This is a genomic window from Flavobacterium anhuiense (assembly GCF_004151235.1).
Classification (GTDB): domain Bacteria; phylum Bacteroidota; class Bacteroidia; order Flavobacteriales; family Flavobacteriaceae; genus Flavobacterium; species Flavobacterium anhuiense_A.
This window is the reverse complement of sequence record NZ_JUIV01000001.1, coordinates 69,172-83,962: the sequence shown is the minus strand read 5'-3', so window position 1 is coordinate 83,962 and position 14,791 is coordinate 69,172. Positions and strand designations below refer to the sequence as shown.

The window sequence follows — 14,791 nt, the reverse complement described above, 5'->3', positions numbered from 1 at the left end:
CTTACAAAGTGAATTACTTATCTGTAGAAAATATATCGAAGTCATTTGGCGAAAGAGTCCTTTTTGACAACATTTCTTTTGGAATCAACAAGGACCAAAAAATCGCTTTTATTGCCAAAAATGGTTCTGGAAAAACCACGATGATGAGCATCATTAACGGATTGGAAGAACCAGATACAGGACAAGTTGTTTTAAGAAAAGGAATCAGAATGGCGTTTCTTTCGCAAGACAACAATCTTCAGGATGAACTTACGATTGAAGAAAGTATTTTCGCTTCAGACAATGAAACGCTTAAAGTTATTGAAGCTTATGAAAAGGCTTTAGAAAATCCTTCTGACGAAGAAGCTTACCAAAAAGCTTTCGACGCCATGGATCAGCATAATGCATGGGATTTTGAAACGCAATACAAACAGATTCTTTTTAAATTAAAACTGGAAGATTTTAAACTTAAAGTAAAAAATCTTTCTGGAGGGCAGAAAAAACGTCTTTCATTGGCAATAATTCTAATCAATCGCCCAGATTTATTGATTCTAGATGAACCAACCAACCATTTAGATTTAGAAATGATTGAATGGCTTGAAAGTTATTTTGCTAAAGAAAACATTACGCTGTTTATGGTAACGCACGACCGTTTCTTTTTGGAGCGTGTCTGCAACGAAATTATAGAATTAGACAACGGGAAATTATACCAATACAAAGGAAATTATTCTTATTACTTGCAGAAAAAAGAAGAAAGAATTACTTCTGAAAATGCCAGTATTGACAAAGCGAAAAACCTTTTTGTAAAAGAATTAGAATGGATGCGCCGTCAGCCAAAAGCGAGAACAACCAAATCTAAATCGCGTCAGGATGACTTTTACATTATTAAAGAAAAAGCGCAAAGCCGACGAAAAGAAAACAAAGTTGAGCTTGAAATTAATATGGAAAGAATGGGAAGCAAAATTATCGAGCTTCATAAACTTTCTAAAAAATTCAAAGACCGTGTTATTTTGGATAATTTCAGTTTTGATTTTCAACGTGGCGAAAGAATCGGAATTATCGGTAAAAACGGAACTGGAAAATCTACTTTTTTAAACCTGCTTACAGGAACAATTCCGCCAGACAGCGGGCGCGTTGTAAAAGGAGACACTATTAAAATTGGATATTATACGCAGTCAGGAATCAACCCGAAACCAGGCCAGCGTGTTATTGACATTATAAAAGAATACGGAGAATATATTCCGCTGACTAAAGGAAAGATTATCTCGGCTTCACAATTGTTAGAGCGTTTTCTTTTTGACGCGAAAAAACAATATGATTATGTGGAGAAATTAAGTGGTGGTGAATTAAAACGTTTGTATTTATGTACGGTTTTGATTCAGAATCCAAACTTCTTGATTCTCGATGAACCAACAAACGATTTGGATATTGTTACGTTGAACGTTTTGGAGAGTTTCCTTTTAGATTATCCTGGATGTTTATTGGTGGTTTCTCACGACCGTTATTTCATGGATAAAATTGTCGATTATTTATTTGTTTTTAGAGGACAGGGCGAAATAGAAAATTTCCCAGGAAACTATTCTGATTTCCGTGCTTATGAAGACAGTGCCGATGTTGCTCAAAAAGAAGAAAACAAAGCTGAAAAGAAAGATTGGAAACAAAATAATCCGACTGGAAATTTAAGCTTTAACGAACAAAAAGAATATCAGAAAATCGAAAGAGAAATTAAAGATCTCGAAGCTGACAAAGCTAAAATCGAACAATTATTCTCTGACGGAAAAGTTGCCGATGCTGATATCGAAAAAAAAGCCAATGAACTTCAAAATATAATCAACAAAATAGAAGCAAAAGAAGAACGCTGGTTTGAACTTTCTGCTAAGCTTGAAGGATAGTTTTATTTCAGACACCAAGTTTGAATGTTAATATCTAAAAACCATGACTGCAACTAAAAAACTAATTTATATATTTACGACTTTTAAAAATAAATACCACATGAAAAAATTATTAGTAGCATTTTCTATTCTTACATTTTTTATTTCTTGCACAAGTGACTCAGGATTAGAAAGAATTCCAGATAAAATAGACTATAGTGTTGAAAACGAAAAAGAAATTACAGATTATTTGACTAAAAATAATCTAACAGCACAAAAAACGAGTACTGGTTTACATTATATTATTACAGAAGAAGGAACCGGAAAGCAACCTACATCGCAGTCAAATGTTACTGTTACTTATAAAGGCACCCTTACCAACGGAACTGTTTTTGATCAGAATGCTTCTGGAGCAACTTTTCCATTAAGCAAATTAATATTAGGATGGCAGCAAGGGTTATCATTTTTTAAAGAAGGCGGAAGCGGTATTTTGTTTGTTCCCGCGCATTTAGGGTATGGAAGCAGCAAAGTTGAGAACATCCCTGCGGGCTCTGTACTAATTTTTGAAATAAAACTAATTTCAGTAAATTAATAGAAGAACAAAACATTCAAGAGTGCTGTTTCAAATACAATCTTATTTAAAATTTCTTTGGCATTCTAAAAACGAACACGCGGTTCATTCGCCATTTGTTTTTAGTCTGCTTACAAAATGTTTTTATGATAAGAAATCTAAACCAGAATATGAGATTCTTAAAAAGTATAGAAAAACGCTTTTAGAGAATAAAAACTTCATTGAAATGACTGATTTTGGAGCAGGATCGAGAGTTTTTAAATCAAACAGAAGACAGATTTCTAAAATTGCGCAAACAGCAGGAATTTCGCCAAAACGTGCTGAATTGTTATTTAGAGTTTCCAATTATTTCAAACCTAAAAATGTATTAGAAATTGGAACTTCTTTAGGTTTGGCGACTGCTGCATTGGCTTTAGGAAATAAAAATGCAAAAGTTATTACATTAGAAGGCTGTCCGAATACGGCAAATGTTGCTCAAAATCAATTCGCAGCGTTTGATTGCCATAATGTAGATTCAGTTGTAACAGAATTTGAAAATTATCTTCAAGATATTCAGCTGAGACTGAAAACTGAGACTGAAAACTTCGATTTAATATATTTTGACGGAAATCATTCTAAAAAAGCCACTTTAGCTTATTTTGAACTTTTATTGCCAACAATCAACAATGATTCTGTTTGGATTTTCGATGATATTCATTGGTCAGAAGACATGGAAGAAGCTTGGGGAATGATTAAAAATCATCCAAAAGTAAAAGTCACAATTGACACTTTTCAATGGGGATTTGTATTTTTTAGACGAGAACAGCCGAAAGAACATTTTATAATACGAGCATAAAAAAAGACGATCATTTCTGATCGTCTTTTTCATTTCTAATTCAAAATTTTTAAAAGTCTATTTTTTAGCTTCTTTATTTTCTTCAGATTTAGCTCCCATTCTGTTTACCGTGTACATTGGTGCAAACTTAATTTTCAAACCAGCAATTTTTCTGTTATCCTCGGCTGATAAACCTTCTTTCTCAACTGTATTTTTACGGCTGTCAAGAGCTTCATACATTAATTTAACTTCATCCCAGTCTTCTCTAGAATATTTGTCTTTATTATTTTCTACAGTATGAACAAACTGCTGATAAACGCTATGAATATTTTGGGCATTTACCCAATTAAAATTCATATCATCACCAATTTTTCCTGCACCAAACAAAGCATCTCTTAATTGCTGTTTCGGACTAGGAACTGGAGGGGCAAATTGGGCGGTCAATTCTTTTTTAAATTCTTCGTATTTAATTTTACTTGCATTTATTTTTTCAGTCGCAGCAGCATTGTCTTTGATATCAGCCAAAGCAGCTTGAGCTTCTTGAGATCTTCTGTCGTATTCAGCTTCTACACTTTTCCAATTATCTTTCAAATCGGCAGCCGCAACATTTTTAACAGAGTCAACATACACTACATAACTTTCTACTGTTTTCTGAGCTCTTTCTTGTTTTTCATCTTTACATGATGTTAATGCTAATACTAATACTGCAATTCCTGTAGTTATTTTTATGTTTTTCATAATCTTAGTTATTAATTAATTGATATATTCAAATTTACTTAATACCAATTCCAATAAATTACATTATTATCACATTTTTAAAATAAAAAACATTTTAAAACTATAAATTATCACAAATAATGAGAATTACGCAAAATTAAATCTGAATTATATAACCTTTTTTGTTTAAAAAAATCTATTTATTAATTATCTCGGTTTTCTTATACGCCAAAACGATTTGTAACAAAAACCAATTATCAACTACTTATTCAAAAGTGTTTTGTACTTTTAAATCCAAAATTGTAAACTAAAATGGCTGAACCATTAATTAAAATAACCGACATCAAACGAAATTTTACTTTAGGAAATGAGATAGTTTATGTTTTAAAGGGAATAGATCTAGAAATACAAAAAGGCGAATATGTTGCTTTAATGGGACCTTCCGGATCAGGAAAATCTACATTAATGAATTTATTGGGCTGTTTAGATACGCCAACTTCGGGTCGTTATATTTTAAATGGAAAAGATGTCAGCAAAATGAAAGATGATGAATTGGCCGAAATTAGAAACAAAGAAATTGGTTTCGTTTTTCAGACCTTCAATCTTTTACCAAGAACAACTGCCTTAGATAATGTTGCCTTGCCAATGATTTATGCCGGTTACGGAAAATCTGAAAGAATGGCCCGCGCAACTGAAGTTTTAAAACAGGTTAATCTTGCCGACAGAATGGATCACCAGCCCAATCAGCTTTCTGGAGGACAGCGCCAGCGTGTTGCTGTTGCCCGCGCTTTGGTCAACAAGCCTTCTATAATTCTGGCCGATGAGCCAACAGGAAACTTAGACAGTAAAACTTCTGTAGAAATCATGAAACTTTTTGGAGATATTCACGCACAAGGAAATACTGTAATTCTGGTAACTCACGAAGAAGATATTGCCGCTTACGCGCACAGAATTATTCGCTTAAGAGATGGTTTAATTGAAAGCGACACGAGAAAAACTGTTTAATCGTTTATTTGGTTAATCGTTTAATCGCAAAAAGAGGAAACTTAGAATCTTAGTATCTCAGAACCTTAGCATCTTAAAAAAAAATGAAAGTATATACAAAAACTGGAGATAAAGGCACAACGGCCCTTTTTGGAGGAACCCGTGTACCAAAAGACCATATCCGCATTGACAGTTATGGAACTGTTGACGAATTAAATTCTTATATCGGATTAATTCGCGATCAGGAAATGGATTCGCATTACAAAACCATTTTAATCGAAATTCAAGATCGTCTTTTTACAGTTGGTGCCATTTTGGCAACTCCACAAGAGAAAGAAGTTTTAAAAAACGGAAAACTTCGCTTGGAAAATCTCGGAATAATTGGTTCGGATATCGAATTACTCGAAAACGAAATAGATAAAATGGACGAAAGCCTTCCGCCAATGACTCATTTTGTTTTACCTGGTGGCCATCCAACCGTGTCACATTGTCATATAGCACGCTGTATTTGCCGTCGCGCAGAGCGTTTAGCAGTGCATTTAAGTCACAATGAACACGTTCCGGAAATAGCAATACAGTACTTAAACCGACTTTCTGACTACCTTTTTGTCTTGGCACGAAAGTTGTCCTCAGACTTAAAAGCGGATGAAGTGAAATGGATACCCAGAAAATAAATTTTCTGGAAATTCCAAATTTTTGAAATCCTAAATTCCAAAGGAAAAATTAAATTCTTTTCGAATTTAAAAAAAGAAAAAAATCTTCAATTACAAATTGGAGTTTGGAGTTTAAATCACTGGTATTTAAAGGCTTTTGATTGGAATTTGGAATTTAAATTTTGGGATTTAAAATTCATTTTTGGGATTTAAAAAAAGACGTTCTTAAATTTTATTAAAATAAATCAAAATTTACTTGTCTTTTTCAGTAAAAAATTTATTTTTGCACAAACTAAACAGATAACAGATGTATTGGACATTAGAATTAGCATCTTATTTAAGTGATGCGCCATGGCCTGCTAACAAAGATGAACTTATTGACTACGCCATTAGAGCTGGTGCTCCATTAGAGGTAGTAGAAAACCTTCAGTCAATCGAAGATGAAGGGGAGATATATGAATCAATGGAAGAAATTTGGCCTGATTATCCAACAGACGAAGATTATCTTTGGAATGAGGATGAATATTAAAAAATAAACCAAAGGAAAAAGTCTCATCATAGAGACTTTTTTTTTGGTTCAAATACATATTATATAATAAAAGAAATACAATAAATCATGAGTTTCATAAACAGTATTATTAAAGTCTTTGTCGGCGATAAGTCGCAGAAAGATGTCAAAGCTTTACAACCTTACTTAAATAAAATTAAAACATTCGAAGCTCCTTTAATGAGTCTTACAAACGACGAATTAAGAGGAAGAACCGTTTATTTTAAAGATAGAATCAAAGAAGCTAGAGCTGATAAAGATGCTAAAATTGCTTCACTAAAAGCTGAAGTAGAAAACATCGAAGACATCGATAAAAGAGAAGATATTTATGATGCAATAGATGCTCTTGAAAAAGAGGCTTATGAAATCTCTGAAAAAACTTTATTGGAAATTCTTCCAGAAGCGTTTTCTGTTGTAAAAGAAACGGCTCGTCGTTTTAAAGAAAACTCACACATTGAAGTTACAGCAACTCCAAAAGACCGCGAGTTTTCAGCAACAAAATCATACATCACTATTGATGGCGATAAAGCTATTTGGGCTAACAAATGGAATGCTGCAGGAAAAGATATCACTTGGGACATGATTCACTACGATGTTCAATTAATTGGTGGTATGGTACTGCACGAAGGTAAAGTTGCCGAAATGCAAACGGGAGAAGGAAAAACTTTGGTAGCTACTCTTCCACTTTACTTAAACGCTTTGACAGGAAACGGAGTTCACTTAGTAACAGTCAACGACTACTTAGCGAAACGTGATAGCACGTGGAAAGCTCCTTTATTCGAGTTCCACGGTTTATCTGTTGACTGTATTGACAATCACCAGCCAAGTACAGAAGCTAGAAAAAAAGCTTACGACGCTGACATCACTTACGGAACTAACAATGAGTTTGGTTTTGACTACCTAAGAGATAACATGGCACATTCGCCAAGCGATTTAGTTCAGAGAAAACACAATTTTGCCATTGTCGACGAGGTTGACTCTGTATTAATTGACGACGCGAGAACGCCGCTTATTATTTCTGGACCAGTTCCTCAAGGAGACCGTCACGAATTTAATGAATTGAAACCAAAAATTGAAAACTTAGTTTCACAACAACGTCAGTTAGCAAATGGTTTCTTAGCTGAAGCTAAAAAATTAATCAAAGAAGGAAATACTAAAGATGGAGGTTTCTTATTATTGAGAGCTTACAGATCTTTACCTAAAAATAAAGCATTAATTAAATTTTTAAGTGAAGAAGGAATTAAACAATTGCTTCAAAAAACTGAAAATCAATACATGCAAGATAACAATCGCGAAATGCATAAAGTTGATGAGGCTTTATACTTTGTGATTGAAGAGAAAAACAATCAAGTAGAATTAACAGACAATGGTATCAAATACCTTTCTGGAGATACTGATGCAGATTTCTTCGTTTTACCAGATATTGGAACAGAAATCGCTGCGATTGAAAAACAAAAACTAGACAAAGACGCTGAAGCGGAAGCTAAAGAAAGATTATTCCAAGATTTTGGTGTAAAAAGCGAACGTATCCACACTCTTACTCAGCTTTTAAAAGCTTATGCTTTATTCGAAAAAGACGTAGAGTACGTTATCATGGACAACAAAATTATGATTGTCGATGAACAAACAGGTCGTATCATGGACGGACGTCGTTATTCTGACGGTCTTCACCAAGCGATCGAAGCAAAAGAAAACGTAAAAATCGAAGCTGCAACTCAAACTTTTGCAACAGTTACATTACAGAACTATTTCAGAATGTACAGCAAATTAGCAGGTATGACTGGTACTGCTGTTACAGAAGCTGGCGAGTTATGGCAAATCTATAAATTGGATGTTGTTGAAATTCCGACAAACCGTCCAATTGCAAGACAAGATAAAGAAGACTACATCTACAAAACTACACGTGAAAAATTTAACGCTGTAATCGAAGATGTTACTGAATTATCAAAAGCTGGAAGACCAGTATTGATTGGAACAACTTCTGTAGAGATTTCAGAATTATTAAGCCGTATGCTTAAAATGAGAGGAATCACTCATAACGTATTGAATGCTAAAATGCACAAGCAAGAGGCACAAATCGTTGAAGAAGCTGGTAAAGCTGGAGTTGTAACAATTGCTACAAACATGGCTGGTCGTGGTACCGATATTAAATTATCTCCAGAAGTAAAAGCTGCGGGAGGTCTAGCAATCGTTGGTACAGAGCGTCATGATTCTCGTCGTGTAGACAGACAGTTGCGTGGTCGTTCTGGTCGTCAGGGAGATCCAGGAAGTTCTCAATTCTACGTTTCTCTTGAAGATAACTTAATGCGTTTATTCGGTTCTGAAAGAGTGGCGAAAGTGATGGACAGAATGGGATTGAAAGAAGGTGAAGTTATTCAACATTCTATGATGACTAAATCTATCGAGCGTGCTCAGAAAAAAGTAGAAGAAAACAACTTTGGTGTTCGTAAACGTTTATTAGAATATGATGACGTAATGAACTCTCAACGTGAAGTAGTTTACAAACGTCGTCGTCACGCATTGTTTGGAGAGCGTTTGAAACTAGATATTGCCAATATGCTTTATGATACTTGCGAATTAATCGTAAGCAACAATAAAGTGGCGAATGACTTCAAAGGATTTGAATTTGATTTAATTCGTTATTTCGGAATCACTTCTCCAATTTCTGAGGCAGATTTCACAAAATTAAATGATATCGAAGTTACTGGAAAAGTATACAAAGAAGCTTTAGCATTCTACACAGAAAAAACTGAAAGAAGCGCAAGAGAAGCTTTCCCAATTATCAAAGGAGTTTACGAAGAGCCAAACAATCATTTCGAAAGAATTGTAGTTCCTTTTACAGACGGAATCAAAACTTTGAATGTGGTAACTGACTTGAAAAAAGCTTATGATAGCGAAGGTGCTCAATTAATCGCTGATTTTGAGAAAAACATCACGCTTTCTATTGTTGATGAAGCTTGGAAAAAGCATTTACGCAAAATGGACGAATTGAAACAATCTGTTCAATTGGCTGTTCACGAGCAAAAAGATCCATTGCTTATTTACAAATTAGAAGCTTTTAATTTGTTTAGAGGAATGTTAGACAACGTTAACAAAGAAGTAATTTCATTCTTATTCAAAGGTGATTTACCAGCTCAAAACGTTCCTGAAATTCACGAAGCAAGAGAAGTAGCTCGTCCAAAAGAAAACTTACAGTTAAGTAAAGACGAAATCCCAAATAGCGAAAGCATGAACCGTGAGGCTGGAGAAACCCAACAACGTCAGGTTACTGAAACTATCGTTAGAGATATGCCAAAAATCAATAGAAACGATACTGTTGTAGTTCAAGAAGTTGCTACTGGTAAAACAGAAACAATGAAGTATAAAAAAGCTGAAGCTTTAATTGCTGAAGGAACTTGGATTTTAATTAACTAATAATTTCTATTTCAAATAGCAAACATAAGTAGACCCGACAGATTTTTGAAATCTGTCGGGTTTTTCTTTTCTAATGCCTCCAGTTGTCCTTTTTTTTTTAATTAAATGACAAAAATCGTTCTTGTAAATAAATTTAAAATGTACTTTTGCTCTCAAAAACAACGAAACATATTTTGAAACGACTTTTCGTCATATTTCTTTCTTGCATGCTATTAGTTCCTTCTTTTGGCAGTTTCTTTGTTTATACCTCATTCAAATTAAATCAGGAAGAAATTTCGAAAACAATCTGTGTACAACGCAAAATGGTTTTCAACAGCTGTAATGGTCGTTGTGAACTTCAAAAAAGCTTAAAAAAATACGCAGATAACGAAAAAAGAATGCAAAACAATCTGAAAGAAAAAGCAGAGGTAGTTTACATTCAGACTTCAATCTTAAACAATTTTAAATTAACAGGACTTATCGAATCAAAAGCAAAAATTTTCGCTTCATTTGATAAAAAGCCTATTGCAATCGCAAATTCAATTTTTCATCCTCCATCCTATTTTATATAAATTTTAAAAAGTCAAAATTCTAAGACTTGCAGTTCGCTTACGGCCTAAAGCCTATAGCTTACAGCTTTAATTTATATAATTCCAAATGAAAAAAATATACTTTACCCTATTAATCATAGGGCAATGTGTCTTTGCACAAAACAAAACCGAGCAAGACACAACAAAGCAAGAACTTGAAAATGTTTTTGTAACGGCTAATCGTACAGCAACTTTAAGAAAAGAAACACCAGTTGCTATAAGCAAATTAACCGCCAAAACGATTAACGAAACAAAAGCAACTGCGGTTTACGAAATTATCAATAAAACGCCAGGTGTATTAATGGTGAATTTAGGAAACGAACAGCATATGATGTCTATTCGCCAACCTATGACTACAAATGCCTATTATTTATACCTTGAAGACGGATTGCCGATTCGACCAATGGGAATTTTCAATCATAATGCTTTATTAGAAATAAACCAATATAATCTGCAAAGTATTGAAGTTGTAAAAGGTCCGGTTTCTTCTTTATACGGGCCCGAAGCTGTTGGTGGCACTATAAATTTAATTTCTTTAAAACCACCTGTTGATCCTGAGCTTAAATTTGGAATTCAGGCCGATAATTATGGTTACAGAAGATTTCAGGCGGCTGGAGGTGCCACAATCGGAAAAGTCGGTTTTCATATTGCTGGAATTTCAAGTTTACAGGAAAATGGCTGGATGACGTATTCTGATTACAATAAAGACAATTTGAATGCGAGAATTGACTACAACATCTCGCCTTCTACCCGACTGATCAGCAATACGATGTACGGAAAATATTATTCGGACATGAGTGGCACTGTAAACGAAGAAGCTTTTAACAATAGAACTTATAAAAGCACTTCTGATTTTACTTATAGAAAATCGGATGCTTTACGAACTCGTTTAACATTAGAACATGACTGGAATAGCAATTCTAGCAGTTACATTACAGCTTATTTTCGTGACAATAAATTAGGGCAAAATCCATCATACGGAATCAAATGGAGCCCTACAGTAAATCCGACGACGGCTAAAGGCGAAGTAAATTCGAACAACTTTAAAAGTTATGGTGCAATTGGACAACATACTCAAAAATTTGATTTTTTAAACACGAAAATTGTGGCTGGAGCTTTATACGATTATTCTCCTGTGACTTATTGGTCGTATGTAATTGATTTAAAAGCCAATTTAAATCCAGGACAGCCAGGAAAACAAACGGTAGATTCGTATGAAATCATTGCGGAACATCCAGATTCTAAACTTTCAGATTATACAGCTGATATTTTTAACACTGCTGGTTACGCACAACTCAGCTTTAATCCGATTAAAAAATTAATTGTCACTTTTGGAGGTCGTTATGATAATATGAAAGTGAATTATGATAATGCAATTGATCTTTCTACAGGAAGCAAAATATATGACAAATTTACTTTCAAGGCTGGAGCTAATTATAATCCTGTAGAATTTGCTGGATTTTATGGCAATTATTCACAAGGTTTTGCGCCTCCGGGAATTACTTCAATTTTTAGAGCTAAACCAGGAACTGGCGGTACATCAGGTATTCCTGCCGAATTTTATTATAACTTAAAACCGGCAGATTTTGACAATTATGAAGTTGGCGGATGGTTTTCTTTCTTAGAAAACAAATTAAATTTCGATTACGCTTTTTATTATATGGAAGGCAAAAATGAATTGCTAAACATCAAACTTCCAGATAATTCGACTGATTATCGTTCGGCTGGAGAAACACGTCATAAAGGAATCGAGTTTGGTGCTTCATACAAGCCATCCAAACAATTCAATATCCGTCTGGGCGGAACTTATGCACAGCATACTTATATTGATTTCAAACTTTCAGACAAACCATCAGATCCAATTCAGGATCTGAACGGAAAAGAAATGCCATCTGCTCCAAAATGGTCAGGAAATTCAGAAGTAAGTTATTATCCAAACTGGCTTCCAAATTTAAGAACTTCAATAGAATGGCAACTTGTAGGCAGTTACTACCAAGATCAAATCAATACGGTAAAATATGATGGCTACAATATTTTCAATGCCCGAATTGGTTACCAATGGAAAAAAATTGAGGTTTACGGAAACGTGCTAAATCTTACTGACAAATTATACGCTTACAATGTTACAAGAACCAATGTTGCCAATGCACAGCCAACTTATACTGCTGCGGCACCTAGAACTTTTGTATTCGGAATTCAATATAATTTTTCATTAAAAAAATAAAATTTCGCCACAGATTAAAATGATTAACACAGATTAAATAATCTTTTCTAATCTTTTAAATCTGTGGCAAAAAAAATTGACCATGAGTAAAGAAACACATAAAAAATCTTCTAAGAAAGATTCCAAATTCATCAAAAAAATCAAACAAAACATGTACAAATGGCATCGTGTTATTGGATTGATTACAATTGTTCCTGTAATTTTCTGGACATTTTCTGGTTTAATGCATCCTTTTATGGCGCACTTTTTCAAACCCGAAATTGCTCATGATAAAATTGAACAACCCATCATTGACAAAAGCCAATTGCATTATTCTATTCAGGAAGTTTTGCTGAAGAATGAAATATCGCAATTCAAAAATTTCAGAATTGTCACTTTCAATAACACGACTTATTATCAGGTCAAAACTATTCTTGGTGAACTTTGGTATTACGATGTTTCGACTGCTAAAAAACTAGAAAACGGAGATCAAAAATATGCAGAATGGCTTTCTCGGTATTTCTTAGATGACCAAAAAAGCAAAATAAAAAACAGCGAAGTTGTAACGGAATTTACATCGCAATACAAATATGTCAACCGTTATTTGCCAGTTTATAAATTAAGCTTTGACCGTCCAGATGCAATGCAGGTATATGTAGAAACCTCATCGAGCAAATTGGCGACTTATAATCCGATTTCTCGACAAGCTTTTATCTGGTTTTTCGACACTTTTCACAATTGGTCTTTTATAGATGCCATAAGCAACAATAGCATCCGAATTATTACCATGATTTTTCTTTTGTCTATTATTGGGTTTTCTGCTTTGAGCGGGATTCTCATTTACGGCTTGCTTTGGAAAAAATTCAAAAAAACAGATAGTTTAACGCCAAAAAAAGGATTGAGAAAGTACCATCGTCAAATTGGAATTTGGATTTCACTTTTTACATTGACTTTTGCTTTTAGTGGTGCTTATCATGCTACTACAAAATGGACGCCTTATACATTATCGCAAATGGTTTACGAACCGACTTTTGAAACCAAAGAAATTCCTGGAGCAAATAATAATTTAAATTTAGATTGGTCTCGCTTTCAAAATATGAGTTTAATTACGCTGAATGACACTACTTATTACAGATGTCAATTACTTGAAAAAGAAACAAAAAGATTCAAAATACCAAAATCAGATTCGAAATGGAATAAAAAAGAAGATCCAAAATCTGAAGTGATTTACATTAACGCAACAACAAATAAAGTTGCCCCAAATCTGGATTTAGAATATGCCGAATTTTTAGCGTATTATTTTACGGATGGAGCTCCAAAAGCGTCTTGTTGCGAAATGATCGAAACTTCAGAAGATGATTCTCAACCTTCATTCGAAAACATAAAATTGCTTGAGTCAAAAGTGTTAACCGATTTTGATAGCAGAGAATACGGTTTTGTCAACAAAAGGCTTCCTGTAGTAAAATTGGCTTACGACACGCCAGAAAAAGCAACTTATTTTATAGAAACTTCAACATCAAGATTGGCTGCAGTTGTCAATAATTCAGATCGAGTTGAAGGCTATTCTTTTGCCATTCTTCATAAATTTCTATTTATGGATTGGGCTGGAAAAAATATTCGCGATCTCGCAACAGTTTTAGCTGCTTTGTCGATTCTAATTGTTAGTATTTTAGGTTTTATTCTTTTTCTGAAAAAGTAAATAAAAGGTTCTGAAAGACTAAGATTCTGAGGCTCTAAGAAAAAAACTTAGCATCTCAGAATCTTAGTATCTTAGAATCTTAAAAAATTTATCTTGGATTATCTTGGTAATAACGCTCTTCAATTCTTTTAATATCTCGAATTGAGTTTTTAGCCCAATCCAAACGTTTTGCTAAAATTTCTTCGTCGCTTAATTTCCAATCGATATCAGATCTTCTAAGTCTGTTTGTCAAGCTCTGAATGATAATTGCTGCTGAAACTGAAATATTCAAACTTTCTGTAAAACCTACCATTGGTATTTTTAAGAAACCATCGGCATTATCCATAATTTCTTTTGACAAACCTTCTTTTTCTGTTCCGAAGAATAAAGCGCTTGGTTTTGTAATATCGAAATCTTCCAACATGCAATCTTTTTCGTGTGGAGTTGTAGCAATAATTTGATATCCTTTGCTTCTTAAATCAGAAAGACATCCTGAAACCGAATCAAATCGATTAATGTCAACCCATTTTTGAGCACCTAAGGCAATTTCTTTGTCGATTCTTTTTCCAAAACGCTGCTCGATTACATTCAATTCCTGAATTCCAAAAACTTCGCAGCTTCGCATTACCGCGCTTGTATTATGCATCTGATAAACATCTTCTACTGCAACTGTAAAATGTTTTGTTCTATTTTCTAGTACTTTTAAAAAATTAGCTTTTCTATTTTCAGTTAATATGTTTTCTAAGAATGCGAGATAATCTAAATCAATCATTTTATTTATGTTTGGCGCA

General features: G+C 33.8%; 12 protein-coding genes. 10 read left to right on the top strand and 2 right to left on the bottom strand.

Features of this window, described 5'->3' with window-relative positions; all coding sequences use genetic code 11:
* The first annotated feature begins 8 nt into the window (after positions 1-8).
* The 3 genes from NU08_RS00405 (at position 9) to NU08_RS00395 (ending at position 3,256) form a co-directional block, all read left to right on the top strand.
* Positions 9-1,871, top strand: a complete 1,863-nt coding sequence (locus tag NU08_RS00405) for an ABC-F family ATP-binding cassette domain-containing protein (protein WP_129745086.1) — start codon at positions 9-11, stop codon at positions 1,869-1,871.
* A 100-nt stretch (positions 1,872-1,971) separates the two neighbouring features.
* Entirely contained in the window at positions 1,972-2,442 is a 471-nt protein-coding gene (locus NU08_RS00400; protein ID WP_129745084.1) for an FKBP-type peptidyl-prolyl cis-trans isomerase, read from the top strand.
* Positions 2,443-2,464: 22 nt separating this feature from the next.
* Positions 2,465-3,256 (top strand): O-methyltransferase, encoded by a 792-nt coding sequence (locus NU08_RS00395; RefSeq protein ID WP_129745082.1) that lies wholly within the window; start codon positions 2,465-2,467, stop codon positions 3,254-3,256.
* Positions 3,257-3,313: 57 nt separating this feature from the next.
* On the opposite strand, the gene NU08_RS00390 is transcribed toward NU08_RS00395, so the two are convergent.
* Positions 3,314-3,973 (bottom strand): DUF6565 domain-containing protein, encoded by a 660-nt coding sequence (locus tag NU08_RS00390; RefSeq protein ID WP_129745080.1) that lies wholly within the window; start codon positions 3,971-3,973, stop codon positions 3,314-3,316.
* 291 nt (positions 3,974-4,264) lie between these two features.
* Here NU08_RS00390 and NU08_RS00385 point away from each other — a divergent pair, with 291 nt between their 5' ends.
* From NU08_RS00385 to NU08_RS00355, 7 genes are all read left to right on the top strand, one after another.
* Positions 4,265-4,957, top strand: coding sequence for an ABC transporter ATP-binding protein (locus NU08_RS00385; protein ID WP_129745078.1), 693 nt, complete (start codon positions 4,265-4,267; stop codon positions 4,955-4,957).
* Positions 4,958-5,040: 83 nt separating this feature from the next.
* Entirely contained in the window at positions 5,041-5,610 is a 570-nt protein-coding gene (locus NU08_RS00380; protein WP_129745076.1) for a cob(I)yrinic acid a,c-diamide adenosyltransferase, read from the top strand.
* A gap of 286 nt (positions 5,611-5,896) precedes the next feature.
* Positions 5,897-6,118 (top strand): DUF2795 domain-containing protein, encoded by a 222-nt coding sequence (locus NU08_RS00375; protein WP_007138072.1) that lies wholly within the window; start codon positions 5,897-5,899, stop codon positions 6,116-6,118.
* An 87-nt stretch (positions 6,119-6,205) separates the two neighbouring features.
* Positions 6,206-9,550: a preprotein translocase subunit SecA gene (gene secA / locus NU08_RS00370; RefSeq protein ID WP_129745074.1), complete on the top strand. Its 3,345-nt coding sequence runs from the start codon at positions 6,206-6,208 to the stop codon at positions 9,548-9,550.
* 173 nt (positions 9,551-9,723) lie between these two features.
* Positions 9,724-10,101, top strand: a complete 378-nt coding sequence (locus NU08_RS00365; RefSeq protein WP_242502465.1) for a hypothetical protein — start codon at positions 9,724-9,726, stop codon at positions 10,099-10,101.
* 85 nt (positions 10,102-10,186) lie between these two features.
* On the top strand, positions 10,187-12,343 hold the full coding sequence (locus NU08_RS00360; RefSeq protein WP_129745072.1) for a TonB-dependent receptor: 2,157 nt from the start codon (positions 10,187-10,189) through the stop codon (positions 12,341-12,343).
* Positions 12,344-12,425: 82 nt separating this feature from the next.
* Positions 12,426-14,021, top strand: coding sequence for a PepSY-associated TM helix domain-containing protein (locus tag NU08_RS00355; RefSeq protein ID WP_129745070.1), 1,596 nt, complete (start codon positions 12,426-12,428; stop codon positions 14,019-14,021).
* Between the two features lie 88 nt (positions 14,022-14,109).
* Here the strand turns inward: NU08_RS00355 and NU08_RS00350 are convergent, their stop codons facing one another.
* Positions 14,110-14,772 carry a TrmH family RNA methyltransferase gene (locus NU08_RS00350; protein ID WP_129745068.1) on the bottom strand — a complete coding sequence of 221 codons (663 nt, stop codon included), beginning with the start codon at positions 14,770-14,772 and terminating at the stop codon, positions 14,110-14,112.
* Between the last annotated feature and the right edge of the window lie 19 nt (positions 14,773-14,791).